The 22,647-nt window shown below is 71.4% G+C and carries 26 protein-coding genes; 15 read left to right on the top strand and 11 right to left on the bottom strand.

Annotated elements, in window-relative coordinates; translation table 11 throughout:
- Positions 1 to 55 precede the first annotated feature (55 nt).
- Positions 56 to 406 carry a winged helix-turn-helix transcriptional regulator gene (locus ACV7JO_RS11170; RefSeq protein WP_470353491.1) on the top strand — a complete coding sequence of 117 codons (351 nt, stop codon included), beginning with the start codon at positions 56 to 58 and terminating at the stop codon, positions 404 to 406.
- Between the two features lie 12 nt (positions 407 to 418).
- Here ACV7JO_RS11170 and ACV7JO_RS11165 read toward each other — a convergent pair whose 3' ends face one another.
- Positions 419 to 1,729, bottom strand: coding sequence for an RNB domain-containing ribonuclease (locus tag ACV7JO_RS11165; RefSeq protein ID WP_470353490.1), 1,311 nt, complete (start codon positions 1,727 to 1,729; stop codon positions 419 to 421).
- A gap of 89 nt (positions 1,730 to 1,818) precedes the next feature.
- Here ACV7JO_RS11165 and ACV7JO_RS11160 point away from each other — a divergent pair, with 89 nt between their 5' ends.
- Positions 1,819 to 2,778, top strand: a complete 960-nt coding sequence (locus ACV7JO_RS11160) for a WD40/YVTN/BNR-like repeat-containing protein (protein ID WP_470353489.1) — start codon at positions 1,819 to 1,821, stop codon at positions 2,776 to 2,778.
- Here ACV7JO_RS11160 and ACV7JO_RS11155 read toward each other — a convergent pair.
- A complete protein-coding gene (locus tag ACV7JO_RS11155; RefSeq protein WP_470353488.1) occupies positions 2,775 to 3,161 on the bottom strand; it encodes a hypothetical protein in 387 nt (128 codons plus the stop codon). The two genes, ACV7JO_RS11160 and ACV7JO_RS11155, sit on opposite strands and share 4 nt — an antisense overlap.
- Before the next feature lie 93 nt (positions 3,162 to 3,254).
- Between ACV7JO_RS11155 and ACV7JO_RS11150 the strand changes: the two genes are divergently transcribed.
- Complete coding sequence (locus ACV7JO_RS11150; RefSeq protein ID WP_470353487.1) at positions 3,255 to 4,337, top strand: geranylgeranyl reductase family protein; 1,083 nt, start codon at positions 3,255 to 3,257, stop codon at positions 4,335 to 4,337.
- 15 nt (positions 4,338 to 4,352) lie between these two features.
- Here the strand turns inward: ACV7JO_RS11150 and ACV7JO_RS11145 are convergent, their stop codons facing one another.
- Positions 4,353 to 4,598, bottom strand: coding sequence for a DUF8151 family protein (locus ACV7JO_RS11145; RefSeq protein WP_470353486.1), 246 nt, complete (start codon positions 4,596 to 4,598; stop codon positions 4,353 to 4,355).
- A gap of 82 nt (positions 4,599 to 4,680) precedes the next feature.
- Here ACV7JO_RS11145 and ACV7JO_RS11140 point away from each other — a divergent pair, with 82 nt between their 5' ends.
- Positions 4,681 to 4,902: a DUF7860 family protein gene (locus ACV7JO_RS11140; RefSeq protein WP_470353485.1), complete on the top strand. Its 222-nt coding sequence runs from the start codon at positions 4,681 to 4,683 to the stop codon at positions 4,900 to 4,902.
- A 1-nt stretch (position 4,903) separates the two neighbouring features.
- Here the strand turns inward: ACV7JO_RS11140 and ygfZ are convergent, their stop codons facing one another.
- From ygfZ to mutL, 3 genes are read right to left on the bottom strand one after another with little or no spacing between them, the layout of a single operon-like run.
- Positions 4,904 to 5,989 (bottom strand): CAF17-like 4Fe-4S cluster assembly/insertion protein YgfZ, encoded by a 1,086-nt coding sequence (gene ygfZ, locus ACV7JO_RS11135; protein WP_470353484.1) that lies wholly within the window; start codon positions 5,987 to 5,989, stop codon positions 4,904 to 4,906.
- A 48-nt stretch (positions 5,990 to 6,037) separates the two neighbouring features.
- Positions 6,038 to 6,991, bottom strand: coding sequence for a sugar kinase (locus ACV7JO_RS11130; RefSeq protein WP_470353483.1), 954 nt, complete (start codon positions 6,989 to 6,991; stop codon positions 6,038 to 6,040).
- Between the two features lie 59 nt (positions 6,992 to 7,050).
- Entirely contained in the window at positions 7,051 to 9,222 is a 2,172-nt protein-coding gene (gene mutL / locus ACV7JO_RS11125) for a DNA mismatch repair endonuclease MutL (RefSeq protein WP_470353482.1), read from the bottom strand.
- A 126-nt stretch (positions 9,223 to 9,348) separates the two neighbouring features.
- Between mutL and ACV7JO_RS11120 the strand changes: the two genes are divergently transcribed.
- Both ACV7JO_RS11120 and ACV7JO_RS11115 read left to right on the top strand, forming a co-directional pair.
- A complete protein-coding gene (locus ACV7JO_RS11120; protein WP_470353481.1) occupies positions 9,349 to 9,507 on the top strand; it encodes a hypothetical protein in 159 nt (52 codons plus the stop codon).
- A 71-nt stretch (positions 9,508 to 9,578) separates the two neighbouring features.
- Positions 9,579 to 10,847, top strand: a complete 1,269-nt coding sequence (locus ACV7JO_RS11115; RefSeq protein WP_470353480.1) for an HAD family hydrolase — start codon at positions 9,579 to 9,581, stop codon at positions 10,845 to 10,847.
- On the opposite strand, the gene ACV7JO_RS11110 is transcribed toward ACV7JO_RS11115, so the two are convergent.
- Positions 10,844 to 11,716: a hypothetical protein gene (locus ACV7JO_RS11110; protein WP_470353479.1), complete on the bottom strand. Its 873-nt coding sequence runs from the start codon at positions 11,714 to 11,716 to the stop codon at positions 10,844 to 10,846. The two genes, ACV7JO_RS11115 and ACV7JO_RS11110, sit on opposite strands and share 4 nt — an antisense overlap.
- A 156-nt stretch (positions 11,717 to 11,872) precedes the next feature.
- Between ACV7JO_RS11110 and ACV7JO_RS11105 the strand changes: the two genes are divergently transcribed.
- The 4 genes from ACV7JO_RS11105 (at position 11,873) to ACV7JO_RS11090 (ending at position 15,611) form a co-directional block, all read left to right on the top strand.
- Positions 11,873 to 12,379: a hypothetical protein gene (locus ACV7JO_RS11105; protein WP_470353478.1), complete on the top strand. Its 507-nt coding sequence runs from the start codon at positions 11,873 to 11,875 to the stop codon at positions 12,377 to 12,379.
- Between the two features lie 41 nt (positions 12,380 to 12,420).
- Positions 12,421 to 12,624, top strand: a complete 204-nt coding sequence (locus tag ACV7JO_RS11100) for a DUF8149 family protein (protein ID WP_470353477.1) — start codon at positions 12,421 to 12,423, stop codon at positions 12,622 to 12,624.
- A 185-nt stretch (positions 12,625 to 12,809) separates the two neighbouring features.
- Positions 12,810 to 15,083 carry a DUF6789 family protein gene (locus tag ACV7JO_RS11095; protein WP_470353476.1) on the top strand — a complete coding sequence of 758 codons (2,274 nt, stop codon included), beginning with the start codon at positions 12,810 to 12,812 and terminating at the stop codon, positions 15,081 to 15,083.
- A 3-nt stretch (positions 15,084 to 15,086) separates the two neighbouring features.
- On the top strand, positions 15,087 to 15,611 hold the full coding sequence (locus ACV7JO_RS11090) for a DUF7979 domain-containing protein (protein ID WP_470353475.1): 525 nt from the start codon (positions 15,087 to 15,089) through the stop codon (positions 15,609 to 15,611).
- Here ACV7JO_RS11090 and ACV7JO_RS11085 read toward each other — a convergent pair.
- Positions 15,608 to 16,408 carry a cytochrome c oxidase subunit 3 gene (locus ACV7JO_RS11085; RefSeq protein ID WP_470353474.1) on the bottom strand — a complete coding sequence of 267 codons (801 nt, stop codon included), beginning with the start codon at positions 16,406 to 16,408 and terminating at the stop codon, positions 15,608 to 15,610. The two genes, ACV7JO_RS11090 and ACV7JO_RS11085, sit on opposite strands and share 4 nt — an antisense overlap.
- 90 nt (positions 16,409 to 16,498) lie before the next feature.
- Between ACV7JO_RS11085 and ACV7JO_RS11080 the strand changes: the two genes are divergently transcribed.
- Complete coding sequence (locus tag ACV7JO_RS11080; RefSeq protein WP_470353473.1) at positions 16,499 to 17,152, top strand: molybdenum cofactor guanylyltransferase; 654 nt, start codon at positions 16,499 to 16,501, stop codon at positions 17,150 to 17,152.
- 82 nt (positions 17,153 to 17,234) lie between these two features.
- Complete coding sequence (moaA, locus tag ACV7JO_RS11075) at positions 17,235 to 18,317, top strand: GTP 3',8-cyclase MoaA (RefSeq protein WP_470353472.1); 1,083 nt, start codon at positions 17,235 to 17,237, stop codon at positions 18,315 to 18,317.
- A 39-nt stretch (positions 18,318 to 18,356) separates the two neighbouring features.
- Here the strand turns inward: moaA and ACV7JO_RS11070 are convergent, their stop codons facing one another.
- Both ACV7JO_RS11070 and ACV7JO_RS11065 read right to left on the bottom strand, forming a co-directional pair.
- A complete protein-coding gene (locus ACV7JO_RS11070; RefSeq protein WP_470353471.1) occupies positions 18,357 to 20,231 on the bottom strand; it encodes a molybdopterin biosynthesis protein in 1,875 nt (624 codons plus the stop codon).
- Positions 20,228 to 21,442 carry a molybdopterin molybdotransferase MoeA gene (locus ACV7JO_RS11065; RefSeq protein WP_470353470.1) on the bottom strand — a complete coding sequence of 405 codons (1,215 nt, stop codon included), beginning with the start codon at positions 21,440 to 21,442 and terminating at the stop codon, positions 20,228 to 20,230. The genes ACV7JO_RS11070 and ACV7JO_RS11065 overlap by 4 nt, the downstream gene beginning before the upstream one ends.
- Positions 21,443 to 21,662: 220 nt before the next feature.
- Here ACV7JO_RS11065 and ACV7JO_RS11060 point away from each other — a divergent pair, with 220 nt between their 5' ends.
- Positions 21,663 to 21,815 carry a hypothetical protein gene (locus ACV7JO_RS11060; protein WP_470353469.1) on the top strand — a complete coding sequence of 51 codons (153 nt, stop codon included), beginning with the start codon at positions 21,663 to 21,665 and terminating at the stop codon, positions 21,813 to 21,815.
- Positions 21,812 to 21,946, top strand: a complete 135-nt coding sequence (locus ACV7JO_RS11055) for a hypothetical protein (protein ID WP_470353468.1) — start codon at positions 21,812 to 21,814, stop codon at positions 21,944 to 21,946. Before ACV7JO_RS11060 ends, ACV7JO_RS11055 begins: the two co-directional genes overlap by 4 nt.
- On the opposite strand, the gene ACV7JO_RS11050 is transcribed toward ACV7JO_RS11055, so the two are convergent.
- Positions 21,947 to 22,213, bottom strand: a complete 267-nt coding sequence (locus ACV7JO_RS11050; protein ID WP_470353467.1) for an ArsR family transcriptional regulator — start codon at positions 22,211 to 22,213, stop codon at positions 21,947 to 21,949.
- A 137-nt stretch (positions 22,214 to 22,350) separates the two neighbouring features.
- Here ACV7JO_RS11050 and ACV7JO_RS11045 point away from each other — a divergent pair, with 137 nt between their 5' ends.
- Positions 22,351 to 22,647, top strand: a complete 297-nt coding sequence (locus tag ACV7JO_RS11045) for an EMC6-like membrane protein (RefSeq protein ID WP_470353466.1) — start codon at positions 22,351 to 22,353, stop codon at positions 22,645 to 22,647.

The raw sequence follows: 22,647 nt of genomic DNA, 5'->3' as shown, positions 1-22,647 counted from the left end.
CACACGCCAGAGCGTGGTCAGTACATATATATCCGCCTGCGCTGAAAGCGAATTCATGGCATGTGAGGGGCTGACTGACGACGGTGGCCCGGCCGACCGCCGGCCGTTGCGGCAGGCGACGGCCATCCTCGGCAAGAAGTGGCACCCGGTGCTCATCACCGCGTTGCTGACCGACGGACCACTCGGATTCAACGACCTGAAGGCGCGGGTCGACGGCATCTCGGACAAGGTACTCTCGGAGTGTCTCGACGACTTGCAGGCCCGCGGCGTGGTCGCGCGGGACGTCATCGACGACAAACCGGTCCGCGTGGAGTACTCGCTGACGGCGGCCGGCGTCGCCCTCGAACCGGTCATCGCCGACCTGCGGGCGTGGAGCCGGGAACACCTCGCCGAGGCCGACGCCTGAGGCTCGGCCGCGCTACTCGTCGACGACTTCGATGCCGCGATTGTTGACCGCCGAGGGGTCGAGCCCGACCTCCTGCAGGAAGTCCTTGTACTCGCGCTCGCACTGCTCGGCGTCTTTCTGCCGGTCGCTGGCGCGGTCACACAGCGCGATGAGGTCCTCGGGCACGTCGTTGGTGTACACTATCCAGTGGTTGATGAGGTCCGAGAGCCGCCGGATGGGCGAGGTGAAGTGACCGTAAATCTCGAAGTTCAGGGCGTGGTGGCCGCCGAAGGGGTCGTTCATGTACTTCGCGCGGGGCATCACCTTCATCACGGCCCACTGAATCTGGTCCAGTTGGCGGCCGGGGGCGTCCTCGAGCGTGGCGTTGACGGCCTTCCGGGGGTCGTCCCACGCCTCGCCGGGGATGGAGACGCCGTCGAGGTCCTGAATCTCCCGGAGCGCCTCGTCCCACTCGTCGGGGGAGGGCTGAGGGTGGACGCGGTACATCGCCTCGACGCCGCGGTCCCACATGAGTTCGTGCGTGACGGCCTTGTTGGCCTTGAGCATGCACTCCTCGATGATGGTGTGGGCGCGGTCCCGGGCGGGGTTGAGGACGAGCGACCCCTCCTCCTTGCGCTGTTCGTGCATCGCGTCGGCCAGTTCCCAGACGAGTTCGGTCTTGGCCGCGAGGTCGACCTCCGGGTCCTCCAGCAGGTCGGCGGCGCTGTCGGGGTCGTCGAGCAGGTTCTCGGCTTCCGTGTAGGTCAGGCGGGCGTCCGAGCGGATGACGGACTTGTAGATGTCAATCTCCTCGTAACCCAAGTCCTCCTTGTCGAGGTGCATCTCGACGGTGTGGGCGAGCCGGTCCTCGTTGGGGACCAGCGAGCAGACCGTCTCGGCCAGCACCGGCGGGAGCATGTGGACGGTGTAGCCCGGCAGGTAGACGGTGTTGGCCCGCTCGACGGCCGACTTCCACATCTCCGTCTCGGGATTGACGTAGTGGGTCACGTCGGCGATGTGGACCCAGAGGACGTACTCGTCGTCCCGCTCCTCGATGGAGATGGCGTCGTCGAAGTCCTGCGCGTCGATGGGGTCGGTCGTCCACGTCGTCATCCCGCGGAGGTCCGCCCGCTCGTCGACCTCGTCCTGTATCTCCTGTTGGACGTCCTCGGTCCGGGCCTCGGCCTCCTCTAGGACCTCCGGCGGGAACTCGTCGGGGATACCGAACTTCTCGAAGAGGTCCTCGCGCTTGTTCTCCAGATGGCGGGCCAACTCCTCGTCTATCTCGACGGGCCCCTGCCCCTCGACCGTCCCCGCGGCGGCCTGCGCGTCGTCGCTGGTCATGCCGCCGGCTACGCCCACGGTGTAGTTATGGCTGTCGGGCCGGCCCCGTTGCCGACAGCTTTCTGCTTCGCGGCCGCGTAGCGGTGGGTATGGACACCGTCTACGCTGCCCTGACTGACCGCGTCCTCGTCGGCGACGGGACGTGGACCGAAGTGCTCGCCGACAGCCGCGTCGAGTGCGTCGCCGCGTCGCCGGCCCGGCCGGCCCGGGCGTTCGTCGGGACCGCCGGCGACGGCCTCCAGCGGACGACCGACCGCGGCCGGACGTGGCAGCGGGTGCTGGCGGCCGGCGACCGCGTCACGAGCGTCACGGTCGCGCCCGACGACCCCGACGCGGTGTGGGCGGGCACCGAGCCCAGCGCCGTCTACCGCTCGACCGACGGCGGCGAGACGTGGACCGAGCGGCCGGGCCTCGCCGACCTCCCGTCGGCCGGCCGGTGGTCGTTCCCGCCCCGGCCCCACACCCACCACGTCCGCTGGCTCGAAGTCGCACCGGACGACCCTGAGCGGGTGTACGTCGCCATCGAGGCCGGCGCGTTCGTCTGGACCGAGGACGGCGGCGAGACGTGGGTCGACCACCCCGAGGGCGCGCGCCGCGACAACCACACGCTGGCCGTCCACCCCGACGCGCCGGCCCGCGTCTACACCGCGGCCGGGGACGGCTACGCCCGCTCGGACGACCGCGGTGCGACGTGGTCCCACCCGCAGGACGGCCTCGCCCACCGGTACGTCTGGAGCGTCGCTGTCGGCCCCGACGACTCCGAGACGGTGGTCGTCTCGGCGGCCAGCGGCCCGCGGGCGGCCCACCGAGTCGACGGCGAGAGCCACGTCTATCGCTCGGCCGAGGCCGGTCGGACGTGGGCGCGGGCGATGGCCGGCCTGCCCGGTCCGGCCGGCCTCGCCCGACCGGTGCTCGCGGCGGGCGACGACGGCCTGTTCGCGCTGACGAACCACGGCCTGTTCCGCTCGACCGACGGGCGCGAGTGGTCGCGGGTCGGCGCGTGGGACGACGCCTACGCGCAGGTCCCGCGCGGGCTGGCGGTCGTCTAGAGCAGCGCCGCGAGACCGGCGAGTGCCGCGGTCGTCGCCGCCGTCGCGGCGGCCGCCGCGGCCAGCACCGACGCGGCCCGCTTCCGGTCGGCCCGGACCGCGGCCGCGTCGTCGGCGCGCCCCCGTCCGCCGCCGGACCCGGAGAGGTCGTAGCGCGCCAGCGCGCCGAAGGCGACGCAAAAGCGGAGGTAGTCCTGTAACACGCCGACCCACCCGCCGAAGACGAACGGCACCGCGGCCCACAACGCCGCCCGCGGGAGAGCCCCGGTCAGGGCGGCGGCGACGAGCGCGCCGCCGACCAGAAAGGACGCGACGCCGGACAACCGCCGCGCGCGTCGCTGTGTCGAGCCGATGTTGCAGACGCCGGGCTGGTAGTCGGTCATACCGCCCCTCGGGGCCGGAGCGACAAGTCCGGTGCGGTCGGTCGCGGCCCGCAATCGAGAAGGTATTTGTCCGGTGACACCCTCGGACCGGGTATGTACGATGTCGTCGTCGTCGGGGCCGGTCCCGCCGGCTCGCGGTACGCCCGCCGGGCCGCCGAGGCGGGCCTCGACGTGGTGGTCTTCGAGCAGGGCGAAATCGGGACGCCGCTGGCCTGCTCGGGCCACGTCAGCACGGACGTCTGGGAGTTCACCGAGGACGCCCGCGACGACCTGCTGCAAAACGAGGTCTACGGCGCGCGCTTTCACACCGGCGGGGCCGACAGCGACGCCCACCCCTTCCACAAGGACACGGTCGTCTCGAACGTCATCGACCGCGTCGGGCTTGACAAACACCTCGCCGAGGTGGCCGCCGACGCCGGCGCGGACGTGCGCGACGAACACACCGTCGTCGGGGTCTCCGAGGGCCGGGACGCCGTCGCGGTCGAGGTGAAAGGCCCCGACGGCGTCGAGACCCACCGCGCGAAACTGGTCGCCGGCTGTGACGGCCCCAAGAGCCGCGTGCGCCGCGAAATCGGCCTGCCGGAGCCGGGCGAACTGCTCCACGGGGTGCTCGGCTTCGACGAGACGGCTGACCACGGCGACTTCGTGGACGTACACCTGACGGTGCCGCGCTTCTTCGCGTGGCGCATCCCCCGAGGCGAGGCCGGCGTCGAGTACGGCCTCGCGGTCCCGCCGGGCGACGACGCCCGCGAGCGCTTCGAGTCGCTGGTCGCCGACTACGACGCCGACGTGAACCGGCGTTGTTCGGGGCTCATCCCCGTCGGCCCGCCCGACCGGGTCACCGGCCGGCGCTCCTTCCTCGTCGGCGACGCCGCCGCACAGACCAAACCCTTCACCGGCGGCGGCATCCGCTACGGCATGACCGCCGCGGACCACGCGGCCCGCACCGTCGACCCCGACGACCCGTCGACGCTCGACGACTACGAGCGGGCGTGGCGCGGCGACCTCGGGCGGGAGATACGGCTGGGCCACGCGGTCCGTGCGGGCTACTCGGTGCCGGAGCCGATTCAGCGGGCGGGCATGAGGGCCTTCGAGGGGGAGATAGGGGTCCACATGGACCGGCCGACGACGCTGTTCTCCCGCGAGCAGTTGAAGGCGCTGCTGTCGTGGTCCTGACCACTCTGACCCCGGTCAGTTCGGCGTCGCGCCGCGAAGCCGTGGTAGGACCCGCTTGTAGCCCAGCATGTAGATGCCGGCAAACAGCAGGAGCGTCCCCATCCAGAGTTCCCAGAGGCCCATCGTGGACTGGCCGGCCAGCAGGTCCGCCAGCCCGGCCTGCTCGGTCAGGGTGCCAGCGACGGTGAGGACGCCGGCCAACAGCGCCGACAGTGCCGTTCCGAGTGGTTCGACGAGCGTTTCGGGGAGGTATTCTCGCATGGTCGACACCTTCCTCGAACGGCGTTGTAGCTCTTTCGACCGAATGGAAAGGTTTAGCTCGCCGAACGGTTTCAGTCGAGACATGCACCGACAGATGGACTACGAGACGCTCGCCAAGCGGGGGTTCCTGCTCGGGGTCGGCCTGTTCGCGGCCGGCCTGCTCGGCGAACTCGTCGGCCCGGCGCTGGTCGGGCCGCTCCCGGGGTGGAGTGACGTACTGCTGACCGACATGGAAGCGCTCGGCATCCTGCTGGGCCTGCTCTCGCCGCTCGTCTTCGGTATCGTCCTCCCGCTGACGGAGTAGCCTACTCGTAGGTCGGCCGGCGGGCGGAGTCGGCCGACCCCTCGACGAACGGGAGGGCCACGCGAGTCGCCCCGCGTTCCTCGCCGTCGACCCGTACCGACAGCCCGCCGTCGGGCAGGTCCCAGTCGACGCGGGCCAGCGCGACCGGTGTCTCGCGCATCGGGCTCTCGCCGGCGCGAGTGACCTCGCCGACGTGTTCGTCGCCGGCGGCGACGGCCGCTCCCGAGTCGGGGACGGCATCGGCGGTCAGCCCGACTAGCCGCGCGTTCGGGTTCCCGCGGTTCTCGATGCGGGAGACGACCTCCTGTCCGACGTAACACCCCTTCTCGAAGTCCAAGGCGTTGCGCAGGCCGAGGTCGTTGGGCAGCGCGCCCTCGATTTCGGTGTCGAACAGCGGCGTCCCGGCCTCCAGCGTCAGGGCCTCCCACGTCCGGTAGCCGAAGGGGACGGCGTTCAGCCCGCGGTTGACCAGCGTGTCGAAGACGGCTTCGGCGTCGCCGGCGGCACACACCACCTCGTACCCCTCCTCGCCGGCGAGGTCGTCCGTGCGGACGACGGTGACGCCGGCGTCGCCCAGTTCGCCGCGCTCGAAGGAGAGGCTGGCCTCGGGCGAGCCGGCCTGATGGAGGACGCTCGCTATCTTCTCGGTTGCCTTCGGTCCGTGGACGCCGAAGACGGCGAAGTCGTCGGTGGCGACCGCGATGTCCACGTCTTGGATGAAGGTCTTCTCGCGCCACGCCTCGGCCAGCGGCTCGGCCCGCTGTGGCGGGGTGAACACGAGCAGGCGCTCGCCGGCGTTGTAGACGTATAGGTCGGTCTCGACGCGGCCGTCGGGGCCGAGCAACAGCGCGTAACAGCCCTCGCCGTCGGCCGTCGGGACGCGGTTCGAGACGGCGTTGTCGACGTAGTCGACGCGGTCCTCGCCGGTGACGACGAGGACGCCGTAGCCGAACTCGCAGACGCCGACGACGTTGCGGACGGCGCGGTGGGTCCGCTCGGGCCGACCGTAGGTGTCGACGACCCGCCGGCCGCCGGCCTCGCGGAAGGCCGCGCCGTGGGCCGCGTGGACGTCCTCGATGACAGTCATCGTACTCCCGTGGGGGTCTCGCGGGGAAAAGCGTCCCGTTCGCGGCGGCTAGTGGCCCCGGCCGGACCCAGAGGACTGGGCGGCGACCAGTCGGTCGACCTCGGCCGGCTCCAGCGGCGTCAGCGGCCCGGTCATCGTCCGGGCCAGCGCGGCGGCGGCGACGCCGTAGACCAAGGCGTCGTCCATCGCCGCGCCGGCGTCGAGTTGCTGGAGGGTCGCCCCGACGAAGGCGGCGTGCTGGCCGGCGTCGTCGACGGCCTCCGTCTCGACGGCGTCTTGCTCGTGGACGACGCCGTCGTGGTAGGCGACGGCCCCGCGCTCGCTGCGGGTGAGGACGACCCGTTCGAGGTCGTAGTCGGCGGCGACGGTGTGGACCAGTTCTCGGGGGGTGCCGGTGCGGTCGAACACGGCCGACGCCTGCGCCTCGTTGACGAACAGCACGTCGACGGCGTCGAACAGGTCCGTGAGCGTGTCGCGGGCCCGCTCGGCGTCCCACATCCCGGGGTGGAAGTCGAGGTCCATCGCCCGCAGGCCGCTCGCGGCCCGCAGGAGCGCCCCGGTGGTGTCGGCCGCGGTGTCGGACAACGCCGCGGTCGCACCGGAGGTAAACAGCACGTCGGCGCGCTGAATCGCCTCCATCGGGAGTTCGCCCGGCGTGAGCGTCGCCGCCGCGGCCCCGTCGCGGTCCTGCAGGACCCGCTCCTCCCGGGGGGCAGTCGCCGGTTCGCGGAATGTCAGCCCCTGCCGGCCGTCGCCGGGGCCGGCCCACACCACGTCGGTCTCCAGTCCGTGTTCGCCGAGTTCGGCGACGACGCGGCGGCCAAGCGGGGAGTCGGGAAGCTTCGAGAGCCAGAGGGCGTCGGCTCCGAGGCGGCTGGCCGTCGCCGCGACGGTGCTTGCGGTCCCGTCGACCCGGAGCCGAACGTCGCGTGCGGTCTCGAACCGCTGGCCGTCGGGGGGTACGAACCGGAGGGCGGTCTCGCCGAATGCAACGAGGGTCATACCCACGCTATCGGCGGACGCCGGTTTAATTCACACGCCTCTATCGGCGAACGAGCGTGTCACTCCCGCCGGCCCCCGTGGCCGGGGTAGTCCCGCTCGAACCGGTCTTCGAGTTCGTCACCGTCTATCTCGATGACGGTCGGTCGCCCGTGCGGGCAAGCGTAGGGGTTCTCGCAGTCGTCCAGTGCCGCGAGCAGGTCCCGGACCGACCCCTCCGTCAGCGAGGTGTTGCCGGTCACCGACGGGTAACAGGCGAGGTCGGCCAGCAGTTCGTCGGCGGCCGCCTCCACCGTCGCCGCCGCGGCGTCGTCGCCCGCGACGAACGAGCCCAGCACGTCCCGGACGACCTCGGGGCCGGCGGCGTCGGCGACGACCCCCGGGAGCGTCCGGACCTCGACGGTCCGCTCGCCCGTCCGGGCGGTGTGAAAGCCCAGACTCGCCAAGGCGTCGGCCCGCCCGTCGAAGACGGCGGCCTCGCGGGCGGTCAGTTCGAGTTCAACGGGGTCGGCCAGCGCTTGGGTCGTCGTCTCGCCCGCGAACTCGTCTCGCAGGCGCTCGTAGTTGACCCGCTCGTCGGCCGCGTGCTGGTCTATCAGCACCAGTCCCGACCCCGTCTCCGCGACGACGTAGGTGTCGTGGAGCTGGCCCAGCACGCGCATCGCGGGCAGGGCGTCGTGGTCCGTCCCCGGGTCGTCGCCGAGTCGCGCCTGCTCGCGCCCGCCGGTGAACTTCCGGTCGGGCGAGGGGGCGCGGCCGTCACCGCCCGACCCGCTCGGACCGTCGGCTCCGCCGGCCGGGCGGGCCGCGTCGGTCCCCCGGTTCGCGTCCGCGTTCGGTACGGTCCCGTCGCCGGTCGTCCCGTCGGTCGTTTCGGCCGCCCCGCTCGGTGCAGTACCGTCGGCCGACGCCGCCTCGCGGTCCGTCGCGGTTCCGGTGCGGTCCGCCGCCGTTCGACCCGAAACGCCGGTGTCGTCGCCATCGGGGTCGTCGCCGTCGGTGCCGCCCGCGGCCGGCGTGGAACCGGCCGCCTCGCCGCCCGTCACGCCCTCGGCCGACTCCTCGTCGGCCACCGTGTCGCCGTCGGCCCCACCGCCCGCGCGCGTCTCACTTCGGTCATCGCTCTCCGCGGTCCGCGCGGGCGCTATCTCCGTCTGCTCGGGCTGTGAGCGGCCCCGCGGGGCCGACGAGCGCAACAGCCCCTCCCGGAGCAGCGCGTCCTCGACGGCGGTCCGGACCTGCTCGCGGACACCCTCGTCGTCGGCGAAGCGGACCTCCATCTTCCGTGGGTGGACGTTCACGTCCACGTCGCCGGCCGGCACGTCCAGAAAGAGGACGGCGAAGGGGTAGCGGTCCGGGGCCAGTTGCGTCCCGTAGGCGTCGACGACGGCGTCCTGTGGGGTCTTGGCCCGCACGTAGCGGCCGTTGACGTACGTCGAGAGGTACTCTCGGCCGGCCCGCGTCGTCTCGGGGTGGGAGACGAGTCCCGAGACGCCGTCCAGCGGGCCGTCGGGGAGGCCGCCATCGCTCTCCCGGTCCCCGCCGCTCGCGTCCGCGCCGACCGCTAGCATCGACTGGGCGACCTCGCGGCCGTAGACGGACATCACCGTCTCCCGGAGGTCGCCCTGCCCGGTCGTGGCGAACGTCTCGCGGCCGTCGTGGGACAGCGAGACGGCCACGTCGGGGTTGGCGAGCGCGTAGCTCGTGACGACGGTGTTGACGTGGGCGAACTCCGTCGCGGCCTGCTTGAGGTACTTCCGGCGGGCGGGGACGTTGTAGAACAGGCCCTCGACCTCGACGGTCGTCCCCGCCGGACAGCCGGCCGGCCCGACCGACGTGACTTCCCCGCCTTCGAGGACGAGTTCGGTCCCGGCGTCGCCGCCCCGGGGGCGGGTCCGGATAGTCACCCGCGAGACGGCTCCGATGGCGTGTAACGCCTCGCCGCGGAACCCGAGCGTCCCGACGCCGGCTTCGAGGTCGGCGATGTCCGAGAGCTTCGACGTGGTGTGGTTCTGGACGGCCCGCCGGACGGCCTCGCGGTCCATCCCCACGCCGTCGTCGGTGACGCGGACGCCCTCGGTGCCCCCCGCGTCGACGGCCACCTCGACCCGGTCGGCGTCGGCGTCGATGGCGTTCTCGACCAGTTCCTTCACGACGGAGGCCGGGCGCTCGACCACCTCGCCGGCCGCGATGCGCTCGACGGTCCGCTCGTCGAGTTGCTGGATGTCGGTCACGGCGTCCCCCGTGCGTTCATACAGCGGGGTCCGGGGCGGAGCGACTTGAGCGTACGGTGTAGCTCTCGCCCGGACTGTGGAAACAGTTAACACGCGACAGTCCCGACTCCCGTACGGTGAGACGACATGTGCCACTACCGCGACCGCGGCCGTGCGTGGACGCCCGAGAGCGACGGGGCTGACACTGTCCCGGCCGAGGACGACGAGGAGGAACTGCCAGCGTTTCGCAACGAGTCCGGCGGCGAGACGGAACTACTGACCGACGGCGGCGACGAGAGGTCGTAAGCGCGCCGGTCTTTCCGGCGGTGGCGGACCCCACTAGGTAAAGTGGGCGGGGACAGACACTCAGACACTACGTGGACGTGCAGATGGAACAATACGACCAGCTCTACCGGCTCTACGACGATGTCGACACGGAGACGCTGCGGGCGTATCAGGAGTTCGTCGACCTGTTCCCCCCGCTGCGCTCGACCGTCGCGCTCGAACAGTGGGAGGCGGCCAAGGAGGAACTCGACGAGCGGAAGGCGGAGATAACCGACCAGTTTCCGGTGACCGGCGAGACGTACGCCGAACTGGCCGCGCGGCTGACCCGGGACGAGGCCTTCACCGCCTTGGACCTCACCTCGAAGTACGACCGCGCGGTCAACGTCCTCGTGTTGGACGTCGACGAGACGCTGCGGTCGGCCGGCGACACCGACAACGAAATCCCGCGGGAGACGCTGTACCTGCTGACCCGGTTCCACGAGGCCGGCGTCCCTATCGTCGTCTGTACCGGCCAGACCTTGGAGAACGTCAAGGGCTTTCTCATCCAAGGGCTGGGCAACGAGGTCGTCTCCTCGGGGTCGCTGAGCATCGTCTACGAGTCGGGCAACGGCGTGTTCACGCCCGACCACGGCCCGGACACCAAGCGCCTGCTGTACGAGCGACTGGACGACACCGTCGGCGACGTCTTCGACGCCGTCCGCGGGCGGGTCCTCTCGGAGATGCCCGACGACATCGCCCACCGCTGTCACCTGCAGGGCAACGAGTTCAACGTCACGCTCAAACCCAACGCGGAGGTCGGGAGCGCGGCGGCCGTCGAGGTCATCGACGAGGCGCTGGTGTACCTCTGTCGGCTGGTCGGGGAGACCGTCGCCGCCGTCGTCGACGCCGACGTGGCCGACCCCGCCGGGGTCGCGCGCGCTCACTTCAGCGCCGACCCGGAGATACAGGGTGTCCTCGAAGCGGCGGGCGAGTCGACCGACGCCCCCGTCGACGACGCGCCGGCGGCGTTCCGCGGCGTCCTCGACCGCGTCGACATCGGCTACTACGAGGGCGATGCCGCCGAACTCGTCAGTCTGGAACTGGACAAGTCCGCCGGCGTCGCCGAGGCCTTCGACGTACTCGACGTGGCCGACCCGTTCGCGCTGGTGATGGGCGACAGCAAGAGCGACCTGCGCGTGATGGAGTGGGTCGCCGACCGGGACGCGGGCATCGCCGCCGCGCCGGCCCACGCCTCCGAGACCGTCCTCGACCACGTCCGGGCGGGGTCGGACCTCGTCTACGAACCCGGTGACGCGAGTACCGTGTTGCGCATCGCTCACGGCGTCAATCTGTTGACGGCCCTCGACGAGCGGCGGTCCTAGTCGGGCCCGCCCGCGCCGTCGGGCTGTCGGCCCCGCTCCATCGCCGACACGTCGCCCCAGCCGTGGGCGGCGCTCGATTCGGGGTCGAGGTCGGCGACGAACCGCATCGTCGTGAGGTTACAGACCAGTCCCAGCCAGCCGCCGGCGAGGACGCCCACCACGAGGCCGACCCCGGGGACGTTCACGACCAGCAGGCTGGCGAAGGGTGAGACGGCCAGCACCAGCCCAGCGAACCCGAGCGCGTAGCTGAAGTACGGCCCGCCGGCGACGGCCAGCCGGTAGGACCCACGCAGCGCGTTGACGACGCCGGCCTCGCGCAGGACGACCAGATACGGCGCGGCGTAGAAGAGGTACGCGCCGGCCACGAACAGCGGGATGACGACGACGACGGCCACGAGGACCAACGGGGCGGCGACCGTGGCGAGGCCGCCCGCACCCAGCACGAACGGGAGCGCGAGGAGGTACGGGACCAGCGACAACACGAGAAACGGGCGGAGGTGCGCCCGGACGCCGTCGCGGAACGTCCGGTCGCGGCCGGTCACGACCGCGCCGAGGCGACCGAAGTAGCCGGCGCTCAACACCGCGTGCAGGAGCGCCACCACGGGGAGCGTGGCGACGGCGAGCGGGACCGACTCGGGGAGGCCGGTCTCGACGGTGACGCCGGTACTCGGCGGGTCGACGAACTGCCAGACAGTGACCACGGAGAACGGCAGGCCGAGTTTGAGGCCGACGTGGACCCCGTCGTGGGTCAGCACCGACGAGACGGCGTCGGTGTTGGTCAGCGACAGCGCCATCGGGACCAGCGCCAGCCGCGCGACGTTGCCGGCACGGTGCCAGCCGTCGGCCAACCGCGTCGTGAAATCGGGCACGGTCAAACCTCCCGTCGGCCGGGTCGCGGGTCGTCTCGTCGGCGGTGCTGCTGTCGCGGCGAGCGGGTGGAGGGCATCGGCCGACGGCTCGCCCGCCCGGCGGAAACCGGTTGCGGTCGGCCCAACAGTTAGGCGTGCCGGGCGGTAACTGTCACCATGGACCTCGACGACGCGTTCGGCTCGCTCCCGGACCCCCAGTCGTACACCTTCCCCGACTACACGCTCCCGCAGGGCGACCCCGTCCGGCCGGTGGCGCTGACGGCCGACGAACTGGCGGCGCTGCTGGACCTCTACGAGCGGTTCGCCGCCGTCGACCCGACCGGCGTCGACGCGAACCCGTTCCTCAGAGCGACCAGCGACTTCCTCGAACAGACCGTCGGGACGCCGCTGACACGGCCCGACGAGCGCCTGCACGACGACATCGCCGCGATGCTCAACGACCTCGCCGACGACCTCGGCGGGGCCGAGGTGGGCGTCGTCGACGCGACGCCGGCCCACCACCGGACGCTGTATTTCTTCTGCAGCGGGGCCAAGGGGTACCACCTCGCCCCCCACCTCCAGTTCGACCCCGACCCGGCGGCCGTCGAGACGCTGTTTGCCCTCTTCGAGCGCGTCACTGAGCAGGAGTACTACCTCAAGCGGCCCCGGTCGGTACTGGAGTGAGGACCGAACCGTACTTCCCGCGGCGGCGACGACGACCGTGTATGTCAGAGGAGGACCTCCCGGACATCCCCGTCGTCTGTCCGGACTGCGACACGCGGACGCGGGTCCCGTTCGAGGACGTGGAGGCCGCGGTCGCCCGACACAACGAACAGCTACACGGCGGCGACGCCGTCGCGGCGGTCGACCCCGAGGTGCTGTCGGCGCTGACCGACCGCGTCGCCGCGGACATGGGTCTGCTAGAGTGAGGGACTGAAACGCCCGCAATCGAGCGGTTCGGCGGGCGTATCACGGCCCACCGAGCCGGCCCCCGCGCTGCCGCTCCGGGCCGAGAATGACAGCCAAAGTGAAGTTTTAATGCCGAGGCACCTCTCCGGACCGGTATGTACATCGCGGCATCGGCGGCCGCGGGTTCGGGACGTGGCCGCCGCCCATGACCGACCGCGCGGTCGTCGAGGGGAGCGCGCTCGCGGCACTGGCCGTCGGCTGTCTCCTGCTGTGGGTCCGCAAGCGCCGCACGGCACGCGCCCACAGCGACGGCGGCTACACCACGGGCGAGGCGGTCCGGTCGGAGTTGCGCGGCCTGCGCCGGACAGCGCTGCACTGGTTGACGACGACGGACCACAAGGACATCGGCCTGCTGTACATCGCGTTCGGCACTGTTGCCGGCCTGTGGGGCGGCGTCGACGCCATGATGCTCCGGACCGAACTGCTGACGCCGCCGGCGGACATCTGGACCCCCGAGACGTACAACGCGCTCTTTACGACCCACGGGCTGACGATGCTCATCTTCTTCGTCCTCCCGGTCTTTTTCGGCATCGGTAACTACGTCCTCCCGCTGTTGGTCGGGGCCGACGACATGGCGTTCCCCCGGGTCAACGCCGTCGGGTTCTGGCTGCTCCCGCCGGCGCTGCTGCTGGCCCGCTTTGGCCTGCTGGCACAGGTCGCCGGGCAGGTGCTGGGCGTGTTCTTTCCCGAGGACGCCATCCGGTTTTTCCTCACGCTGCGGGAGGTCAGCGTCGGTTGGACGCTGTACGCGCCGCTGTCGGTCCAGCAACCGAACCCGCAGCTAGACCTGTTGCTTCTCGGTCTGCACCTCTCGGGCATCGCCACCACCGTCGCGGCCATCAACTTCATCGTCACCGTCGTCTACGAACGCGCCGCGGACGTGACGTGGGCGAACCTCGACATCTTCTCGTGGAACATGCTGGTCACCAGCGGCCTCGCCCTGTTCGCGTTCCCGCTGCTCGGGAGCGCCTTGGTGATGCTCCTGCTCGACCGCAACCTCGGAACCACGTTCTTCGCCGTCGACGGCGGCGGCCCCATCCTCTGGCAACACCTGTTCTGGTTCTGGGGCCACCCCGAGGTGTACATCCTCTTCCTGCCGGCGGCGGGGCTGATGAGCACCATCCTGCCGAAGTTCGCCGGCCGGAAGCTGTTCGGTTACCAGTTCATCGTCTACTCGACGCTCGGCCTCGGCGTCCTCTCTTTCGGCGTCTGGGCCCACCACATGTTCACGACGGGCATCGACCCCCGCATCCGGGCCTCGTTCATGGCCGTCTCCGTCGCCATCGCTGTCCCCAGCGCCATCAAGGTGTTCAACTGGATAACGACGCTGTGGGACGGCGACATCCGCACGACTGCGCCCTTCATCCTCTGTGCCGGCGGCATCGGCACGTTCATCGTCGGCGGCGTCACCGGCGTCTTCCTCGCGGTCATTCCCGTCGATATCCTCTATCACGGCACCTACTACGTCGTCGGGCACTTCCACCTCATCGTCGTCGGCATCATCCCGTTTCTGATGATGGCCGCGAGCTACTACTGGTACCCGCTCATCACCGGCCGCTGGTACGACAAGCGACTGGCGCGGTTTCAGGCCGGTCTCGTCGTCTTCGGGGCCACGGTGACGTTCCTGACACTGCTCGTCGTGGGCGCGCTGGGCCTCCCGCGCCGGCAGGCCGTCTACCCGGCGGAGTACCAACTCGCCCAGCAGATAGCGACCGTCGGCGGTTACACGGTCGGCCTCTCGGCTCTGCTGTGGCTGTACAACATGCTCGCCTCGTACTGGCAGGGTGACCCCGTCGAGACGACTGACCCGTGGAACCTCAAGGCGACGAACCAGTTCACACGCGAGTGGCAGTGGTTCGAGGACCGGATGGTCGAGGCCTACGACCTGACGCCCGCGGTGCCGGAGACGCGCCGGCGGTCCTACGCGCCCGAGGCGGCCCCGTCGGGACTGGGTGGCGGCGTCGGTAGCGTGGCCCGGAACGTCTCGCGCAACGCCTCGATGGCCGGCGTCGGCGGCTTGGTCGGGACGCTCCTGATGACCGGCGGCCTCGGGACCGCCGTCGTCGGCGGCGTCTTGGACCCCGCGTCCTTCGCCGAGATAGCCGAACTCGTCGGCCTGCCCGCGAACCCCGCCATCGGCACCCTGCTCTTTCTCGTCGGCGGCACCGTCACGTGGCCGCTCGTGTTCCTCGCGTTCTCGGAGTACCTCCCCGGGCGCTACCTCTTCGAGACCGGACTGGTGTTCGCCACGCTCGTATCGACCGGTTTCGCCGTCGCCTTCTACACCGGCCAGCGCGGACTGGCGCTCGTGGGCTATCTCGGCTTCGTCCTCGTCGCCCACTGGGCGTACGGCCTCGGGCTGACCGTCACCTTCCAGTACCTGCGCTCGCGCCGTCGCCGCGCTCGCGGGGAGGGGTGAGCCGTGGCCGAGGCTCCCGACGACCCCACCGACTCGGTGTTTTTCACCTACGTCGTCCCCTTCGCCGGCGTGATGCTCGTCGCCGTCGGCATCGCCGCCGCCGTACCCGGCGCGTACGCGACGATACAAACCGACATCGCCACCTGCGGGGCCCCGACGATTTCGGTCGCGTCCCCCGCCGCCACCGCCGAGCGGTTCGCCGGCGGTCCGTCGCCGGACCTCCCCCGACTCGCGTACGCCGACCTCTCGCCCGCCGAGCAGCAGGCGGTCGACGCGGCGCTTGCGGACCCCGTCGGCGAGGCCCACGTCGAGGGCCCCTTCCCGAACGCCGCGACGTTCCGGAACGGGACCGTCGTCGTCTACGAGGAGCAGCGCCACTACGCCACCGTCGTCTCGGAGAACCCCTGTTTCGACGCCCCGCCGCTGCAGTTCCCGCTTGGCGTCTTCGCCGTCGCCGTCGGCGTCGTCACCATCCTCTCACCGCCGCTGTACCGCCGGCTCGTCGACCTCGAACGGTCGGCGAGCTAGACGCTCGCGCCGACGTACAGCACCGCGACGAGGCACACCCAGACCGCGTCGACGAAGTGCCAGTACAGTGCTGTCGTCCGCAGGCCGATGTCCCGCTCGGCGCTGTACTGCCCCCGTAGCGCCCGGCCGAACGCGACCGCGAGCAACACCACGCCCAACGCGACGTGCAGGCCGTGCAGGCCGGTCAGCCCGTAGAAGGCGCTGGCGAAGACGCCGCCCGAGAGCGCGAACCCCTCGTGGACGACGAACTCGTAGTACTCGTAGACCTGTCCGCCGAGAAAGGCGACGCCGAGCGCCACTGTCGCGCCCAGCAACCCGAGAAAGCGCCGGCGCTGGCCCGCGACCAGCGCCCCGTGGGCGTAGTGGACGGTGACGCTGCTGGCGAGCAACAGGAGCGTGTTCACCGCCACCAGTGACCCGACCAGCGGCGGCAGGTCGGCCGGGGGCCACGCGCCGGCCCGGACGACCACGTAGTAGACGAAGCCGGCCGCGAACGTCGCCACGTCCGAGGCCAGAAAGAGCGCCATCCCGCCGGTGTAGACGCCTCCATCGCCACCGCCGGCCGCCCAGTAGTCGGCGACGAACGCCTCGTAGGCCCACCCCGAGAGACCGACGACCAGCCCCACCGCGCCGACCCCGCCCAGTCCCAGCGGGAGCGCCGCCGGCACGAGGTCGGGACCGACCAGCGCCAGCCCGATACCCGCGTACAGCAGGGCGGCCCCGACGGCCGCGACCGGCGGCCACCGACTCGCGTGTTCGCGGCCGGCGTGCCCGTCGGCCGCCTCCGTCGTTCCCATACGACAGCTATCGCCGGCCCGGTGGATAAACGCTGGTCCGCCGCCACGCGGCCGGCAAGGTTCTTGCCGCCGGGTCGCCAATCGCCGCCCATGCGCGCCGGTGTCGTCGTCGCTGGCGGTCGCTCGACCCGCTTCGGCGACCGGGACAAGGTCGTCGCCGAACTGGCCGGCGAGCCACTGGTCCGACGGGTCGTCGCTCGTCTCGACGGCGTCGTCGACGACCTCGTGGTCAACTGCCGCACGGCCCAACTCGACGCCGTCCGCGCCGCGCTGGACGGGTTCGACCCGACGTTCGCCACCGACCCCGTCCCCGACCGGGGGCCGGTTGCCGGTATCGCGGCCGGACTGGCCACGACCGAGGCCGACTACGCCGCGGTCGTCGCCGCCGACATGCCCTTCGTCGACCCGTCGCTCGTCGCGGCCCTCTTCGACCGCGCCGCCGGCCGCGACGGGGCGGTGCCCCGGCCGGACGACCGCTTCCAGCCGCTACAGGCGGTCTACCGGACGGAACCGACGGCGGCGGCCTGCGAGCGTGTCCTCGCCCGGGGTGACCGGCGGGTGTCGGCCGTCCTCGACGAACTCGACTGCGCCGTGGTCGACGGCGAAGCTCTCGTGGCCGCCGACGCGGCGACCTTCGAGAACCTGAACACGCCCGCGGCGCTGGCCGCGGCGGCGGCACGCCTCGGCGACGCGGTCGGCCGGAGCGGGTGCGGCCGGCGAGACAGCGGTGACGGCGGGCTCTGAAGTGGGCGCTTCGTCACTTTCTCGCGCTTTCGGAGAGAAGACGGCAATTTAAATACGGACAGCGTGAACAGTTGGCAACCAGATGTTGGCAGACGAGTTCGGCCGCGAGGTGACGGGCCTCCGCGTCTCGCTGACCGACCGGTGCAACTTCGACTGCGTCTACTGCCACAACGAGGGGCTGGGCGACACGCGCGGGCCGATGGACCCACAGGACGGCGAACTGTCGACCGACCGCGTGGTTCGCTTCCTCGACGTGGCCGCCGACTACGGCGTCGACGCGGTGAAGCTCACGGGCGGGGAGCCGATGCTCCGGTCGGACTTGGAGGAGATAGTCCGCCGGGCCCCCGACGCGATGGCGGTGTCGATGACGACCAACGGGACGTTCCTGCCGGGCCGGGCCGAGGGGCTGGTCGAGGCCGGCCTCCAGCGGGTCAACGTCTCGCAGGATGCCCTCGACGCCGACGACTTCGCGGCGCTGACCCAAAGCGGGGCCTACGAGCAGGTGTTAGAGGGCGTCGAGGCGGCGCTGGACGCCGGGCTCGCGCCGGTGAAGCTCAACATGGTCGTCTTCGAGCCGACGGCGGGGTACGTCCCGCGGATGGTCGACCACGTCGCGGCCAACGACGGCCTCCAGCTACAGCTCATCGAGTACATGCCCGAACTCGCGGGCCATCCCGAGTGGGCCGTCGACATCGACCGGGTCCACGGCTGGCTGGCCGAGCGGGCCGACCACGTCGAGACCCGCGAGATGCACGACCGGAAGCGCTACTTCGTCAGCAGCGAGGACGCCGAGGTGACGGCCTCGCCGACCTCGCTTGCGGCCTCCGACGGCGGGGCGCGGGCCGACCCCAGCCCGCCGTCGGGCACGGGGATGGTCGAGATAGTCGACCCCGTCGGCAACGCGGACTTCTGTGCGAACTGCCACCGCGTGCGCCTGACCCACGACGGCTACCTCAAGGGGTGTCTCAACCGCAACGACGACCTCGTCGACATCGGCGAGACCCGGGCGAGTATGCGTGCGGCCTTCGAGCGCACCGTCGAGAACCGCGTCCCCTACTACGGCGAGTACATGGTCGAGGGGGAAGACGGCGAGTGGGAGTTCAACGAGGCCTACCGCGACACCGAGGGCGACCGCGACCCCTACGAGTACTCCGACGGCGACTGACGGCCGGCGCTCGGGGACGCGTGACCGCGGTCCCGGCGTCTACACGCCGTCGCGTCCCTCGATGGCAGCCGCGAGCGCCCGTACGCCGGTCTTCTCGGTCCGCTCGGCGTTCGCGTATGCCGTCACCGACTGGGTTCCCAGCGGGACGTACGTCAGCCCCAGTCTCGCCGCCGTCTCCCGGAGACCGAGACCGGCGTCGGCCGCCCCCGCCGCGACCTTCCGGGCGGGGCTCTCGTGGGCCTGTGCCGTCAGTTCGTAGCCGTCGATGGCCTCGGTCAGCGCCGCCCGGTCGACGCCGCGTTCGTCGGCCAGCGCGGCCACGGCGTCGTCGAGCGCCCGCCGGAGGCCGGAGCCGACGCCGCGGTTGACGAACTGGTAGTCACCGTCGACGAGCGCCGCCAGTCCGTCGACTCCCACGTCGGCCGCGACGACCAGCCCCCAGTCGCGCTCCCAGCCGCCGAGTTCGACGGCGTCGTCGGGCGGGTCGGCCGGCCCGGCCGCGACCGCCACGTCCGGCGTGCCGGTCCCCAGCCGGCGCAGTCCTTCGTCGGTCCCCAGCGGGAGATACCGAGGCCGCTCGACGGCGTCGAGCAGGTCCGACAGCGTGGGGTCGTCCTCGCCGACGCCCAGCAGGGTCGGCGGGCGCGCGTCCGGCGAGAACAGCGACACCTCGACGCGCTCGCCCGCGGCGAGGCGGTCGGTTCCGGGTGGCATCGTCACGGTGCCGTCGGCGTCGACCAACGTCGTCGTCGCGCCGCTGCCCTTGTCGACGGGGTAGACGAGCAGGTCGCCGTCCGCGTCGCCGCCGCCCTCGCCCGGCCCGGTGCGCACGAGGCCGACCGGCACGAATCGGTGTCGCCCCTCCGCGTAGCGCTCGTCGACGGCCATCTCGCCGGTCACCGTCGCCGTCGCCGGTTCCGCCCGGCCCGCGGCCCCGCGGACGACCGGCGCGACGAACTCCCGGAATATCGTCAGCGCCGAGACGGGGTAGCCCGGCAGGCCGACGTAGGCCGATTCCCCGACGGTGCCGACCAGCGTCGGCTTGCCGGGCTTGACCGCGACGCCGTGGAGGAGGAGGTCGCCCCGCTCCTCGATGACGCGGTAGACCACGTCGACGGCGCTGGCGCTGGTCGACCCCGACGAGAGCACGAGGTCGCAGTCGTCGGCGGCCGCGTGGAGGACCCGCTCCATCTCGTCGTAGTCGTCGCCGACGTGGGGGTAGAGGTCGGGGTCCCCGCCGGCCTCGGCGACGGCCGCCGCCAGCGCGTAGCTGTTCACGTCGTGTATCTGGCCGGCCCCGCTGTCGAGGGCGTCGCCGGGCCGGACGAGTTCCTCGCCTGTCGAGACGATACCCACTGTCGGTCGGGCGCGGACCGGCACCTCGTCGACGCCCAGCGCCGACAGCAGGCCGATTTCGCGCGGGGTGAGCCGCGTCCCCGGCCCCAGCGCCCGCGCGCCGGCCGCGATGTCCGCGCCGGCCAGCATCACGTTCTCGCCCGGCGTGACCGACGTGCGGACCGCGACGCCGCCGTCGGTCTCGGTGGTCCGCTCGACCATCACCACGGCGTCGGCACCGTCGGGCATGACCGCACCGGTCGACACCTCCACGGCCGTCCCGGGCTTGACGGTCACGGCGGGTTCCTCGCCGGCGTGGACCGCGCCCGACAGCGCGAGCGTCGCCGGGTCGGCCTCGTCGGCCCCGAAAGTGTCCCGGGCCCTGACCGCGTAGCCGTCCATGCTCGCCCGGTCGAACCCCGGCACGTCCAGCCCCGCGTCGACGCGCTCGGCCAGCACTCGGTCGCGGGCCGCCGACAGCGGCACCGTCTCGGTCCCGGGGTCGATGTCCAACCCCGCGAGCGTCGCGCGGGCCTCGTCCGGGGTGGCGAGGTCGCGAAACTCCCGGCGGTCGCTCACTGCGACCACTCCCAGCGTTCGACGGCGACGGTCTCGCCGGCGTCGTACCCCTCCGTCCGCTCGGGGACGACGACCCAGCCGTCGGCCAGCGCGACCGACGAGAGGACGCCAGCGCCGCCGGTCCGGGTCGGCGTCGCCGTCCGCTCGCCGTCGTCGCCGAGCGAGACGCGGGCGAACGTCCGCGTACCGGGCTCGCTCGCTAACTTGCGGGTCAGGCGCGCGTCGACCGCCGGCGGCTCGGTCTCGGGCAGGTGGCCGACCGCCCGCATCGCCGGCCGGAGGAACTGGACGGCGGTGACGATACAGGCCACCGGATACCCCGGCAGCGAGAGCACGGGCGTCTCGTCGACGACGCCGAGCGCGACCGGGTGGCCGGGTGCCAGCGCGACGCCGTGGACCAGCACCTCGCCGAGGCCGTCGACGACCTCCGGCAGCAGGTCCCGCTCGCCGACCGACGACCCGCCGGTGGTCACCACCACGTCGTGGTCGCGGTCCCGGTCGACCGCCGTCCGGAGCGCCGCCTCGTCGTCGGTCACCACGTCCCGGTAGGTCGCCGCGCCGCCCCACCGCTCGACGTACTGGGCGACGGTCTGGCCGTTCGTCTCGACGACCTCGCCGGGGGCCGGGTCCGACTGCACCAGTTCCTCGCCGGTCGGTATCACGCTCACTCGGGGGCGCTCGTACACCGCGACGGCGTCCCGGCCGACCGCCTTCAGCAGGCCGAGGTCCGACGGCCTGAGCCGGTGGCCGGCCTCGAAAAGCGACTGGCCCGCCGCCACGTCCTCGCCGACGGGAGCGACGTTCTCCCCGCCGGCGACGGCGTCGAAGACGGTGAGCCGGTCGCCGTCCCGCTGGGCGTCCTCAACCTTCACGACCGCATCCGCGTCCTCGGGCAGTTCGCTCCCGGTGTGGACGCTGACCGCCGTCTCGGGGCCGACGCGGTCGCCGACTCGAAGTTGCGCCGGCGAGCGGTCGCTCGCCCCGAAGGTGTCCGCGGCCCGGACCGCGAACCCGTCCATCGCGGCCCGGCGGTAGTGGGGGACGGGCCGCTGTGCGGTCGCGTCCGCCGCGAGTACGCGCTCGTCGGCGTCCTGGAGCGGGACCCGCTCCGTCCGCTCGTGTGGCTGTATCGCCCCCAGTAGCGCCGACAGTGCGTCGTCGACCGGCGTCCGGCGCTCGAACCCCGCCTCCCGTCGCTCCGTGTCGCGCATGGCCACGGGTAGGCCCGTCGGCGACAAAAACCCCTCACCGTGGGCCGACGGTCCCCGATTTCACGTCTCGAAAACGAATGGGCGACATCGCCATATTATCCGAGGAAAGTGGGCTAAACAATGCAGTAGCTGGCAAAAATATAGAAGAATGTCTACTGTATAAGGGTATAACGATACGTATGGCCATACACTTTTGTATCGCCTCGCCGTCGAACGTGGTATGGGAGCTACTGACTCACACACGGCCGCCGGTCGGAGCGCCGGCGAACTCACTGCCGACGACCGCTACTGCCACAACTGCGGCGAGGTCGCGCTGGTCTTCGACCCGTCGGCCGACCGGGCGCGCTGTCTGGACTGCGGGGAACTGGCATGAGCATCCGGAGCCACATCCGCGCCCGAGTGTCGGGGACGCGGAGCTACGAGTGTGGCTTCTGTCAGCTGACCTTCGAGAACCCGCGGCAGAACTGTCCGGCCTGTGGATACGACGTGAGAGAGGCGCAGTAGTCAGTCCGAGACGGCGGCGTCGGCCTGTTCGGTCGGTCGGTCGGTAATCTCGTAGAGGTTCTGCCGGGCGTCGGCGAAGTAGACGTCCTCCTCGATGACGCCGACCTCGTCGAGCCGTTCGAGCGCGTAGCGGACGGTGCGGGCCGAGAGCATCGACTCCTCGACGATGCCCTTCTGGGTCAGCGGCCCGTCGTACTCCAGCACCTTGTACACGAGCTTCGCGCTCGGAGGAAGATCTGCGATGGCCTCCCCATCGGTTTCCGTCATTACCAACACCGAATAGCGCCGGATGCATAAAGATTGAGGAGTCCGCTCGACAGACCGCCGCTGACGGCCCGCAGGCGGGACAACGGGGCCGTCGGAGAACCACGCACCTTTTGGTTGCGGGTGGTCGAGAGGGAGGTATGGCTACCGACACGGCGGACGGCATGAGCTCGCACATGCGCGGGCTGACCGTCACGACGATAACGGCAGTGGCCGGCATCGGCGCGGCGTTCGTCTCCAACGCCGTCGCCGCCGGCGCGACCGACGTGACCGGGGTGCTCGTCGTCGCGGCCGCCGTCGTGGCCCAGTTCCCGCTTCTGCGGCTCGTCGGCATCGACACGGACGACCTCTCGACGAAGGACGTCCTCTACGTCGCGTTCATGACCTTCGCGCTGTGGTTCGTCTCGTGGGGCATCCTGCTGACAGCAGGGGTGTAA

The sequence above is a fragment of the Haloarcula sp. MBLA0138 genome, assembly GCF_055632455.1.
Note: the sequence above shows the minus strand (reverse complement) of the source record. Positions and strands in the feature narration are given on the sequence as shown.

Excerpts from the sequence above, each read along its gene's own strand:
- ACV7JO_RS11145 (WP_470353486.1), bottom strand. The coding sequence starts at position 4,598 with ATGCGAGAATACCTCCCCGAAACGCTCGTCGAACCACTCGGAACGGCA.
- ACV7JO_RS11065 (WP_470353470.1), bottom strand. The coding sequence starts at position 21,442 with ATGCGCGACACGGAGCGACGGGAGGCGGGGTTCGAGCGCCGGACGCCG.
- ACV7JO_RS11150 (WP_470353487.1), top strand. The coding sequence starts at position 3,255 with ATGTACGATGTCGTCGTCGTCGGGGCCGGTCCCGCCGGCTCGCGGTAC.
- ACV7JO_RS11080 (WP_470353473.1), top strand. The coding sequence starts at position 16,499 with ATGCGCGCCGGTGTCGTCGTCGCTGGCGGTCGCTCGACCCGCTTCGGC.
- ACV7JO_RS11095 (WP_470353476.1), top strand. The coding sequence starts at position 12,810 with ATGACCGACCGCGCGGTCGTCGAGGGGAGCGCGCTCGCGGCACTGGCC.
- ACV7JO_RS11160 (WP_470353489.1), top strand. The coding sequence starts at position 1,819 with ATGGACACCGTCTACGCTGCCCTGACTGACCGCGTCCTCGTCGGCGAC.
- ygfZ (WP_470353484.1), bottom strand. The coding sequence starts at position 5,989 with ATGACTGTCATCGAGGACGTCCACGCGGCCCACGGCGCGGCCTTCCGC.
- ACV7JO_RS11045 (WP_470353466.1), top strand. The coding sequence starts at position 22,351 with ATGGCTACCGACACGGCGGACGGCATGAGCTCGCACATGCGCGGGCTG.
- ACV7JO_RS11055 (WP_470353468.1), top strand. The coding sequence starts at position 21,812 with ATGAGCATCCGGAGCCACATCCGCGCCCGAGTGTCGGGGACGCGGAGC.
- ACV7JO_RS11105 (WP_470353478.1), top strand. The coding sequence starts at position 11,873 with ATGGACCTCGACGACGCGTTCGGCTCGCTCCCGGACCCCCAGTCGTAC.
- ACV7JO_RS11100 (WP_470353477.1), top strand. The coding sequence starts at position 12,421 with ATGTCAGAGGAGGACCTCCCGGACATCCCCGTCGTCTGTCCGGACTGC.
- moaA (WP_470353472.1), top strand. The coding sequence starts at position 17,235 with ATGTTGGCAGACGAGTTCGGCCGCGAGGTGACGGGCCTCCGCGTCTCG.
- ACV7JO_RS11155 (WP_470353488.1), bottom strand. The coding sequence starts at position 3,161 with ATGACCGACTACCAGCCCGGCGTCTGCAACATCGGCTCGACACAGCGA.
- ACV7JO_RS11170 (WP_470353491.1), top strand. The coding sequence starts at position 56 with ATGGCATGTGAGGGGCTGACTGACGACGGTGGCCCGGCCGACCGCCGG.
- ACV7JO_RS11060 (WP_470353469.1), top strand. The coding sequence starts at position 21,663 with ATGGGAGCTACTGACTCACACACGGCCGCCGGTCGGAGCGCCGGCGAA.
- ACV7JO_RS11130 (WP_470353483.1), bottom strand. The coding sequence starts at position 6,991 with ATGACCCTCGTTGCATTCGGCGAGACCGCCCTCCGGTTCGTACCCCCC.
- ACV7JO_RS11120 (WP_470353481.1), top strand. The coding sequence starts at position 9,349 with ATGTGCCACTACCGCGACCGCGGCCGTGCGTGGACGCCCGAGAGCGAC.
- ACV7JO_RS11050 (WP_470353467.1), bottom strand. The coding sequence starts at position 22,213 with ATGACGGAAACCGATGGGGAGGCCATCGCAGATCTTCCTCCGAGCGCG.
- ACV7JO_RS11085 (WP_470353474.1), bottom strand. The coding sequence starts at position 16,408 with ATGGGAACGACGGAGGCGGCCGACGGGCACGCCGGCCGCGAACACGCG.
- ACV7JO_RS11165 (WP_470353490.1), bottom strand. The coding sequence starts at position 1,729 with ATGACCAGCGACGACGCGCAGGCCGCCGCGGGGACGGTCGAGGGGCAG.
- ACV7JO_RS11140 (WP_470353485.1), top strand. The coding sequence starts at position 4,681 with ATGCACCGACAGATGGACTACGAGACGCTCGCCAAGCGGGGGTTCCTG.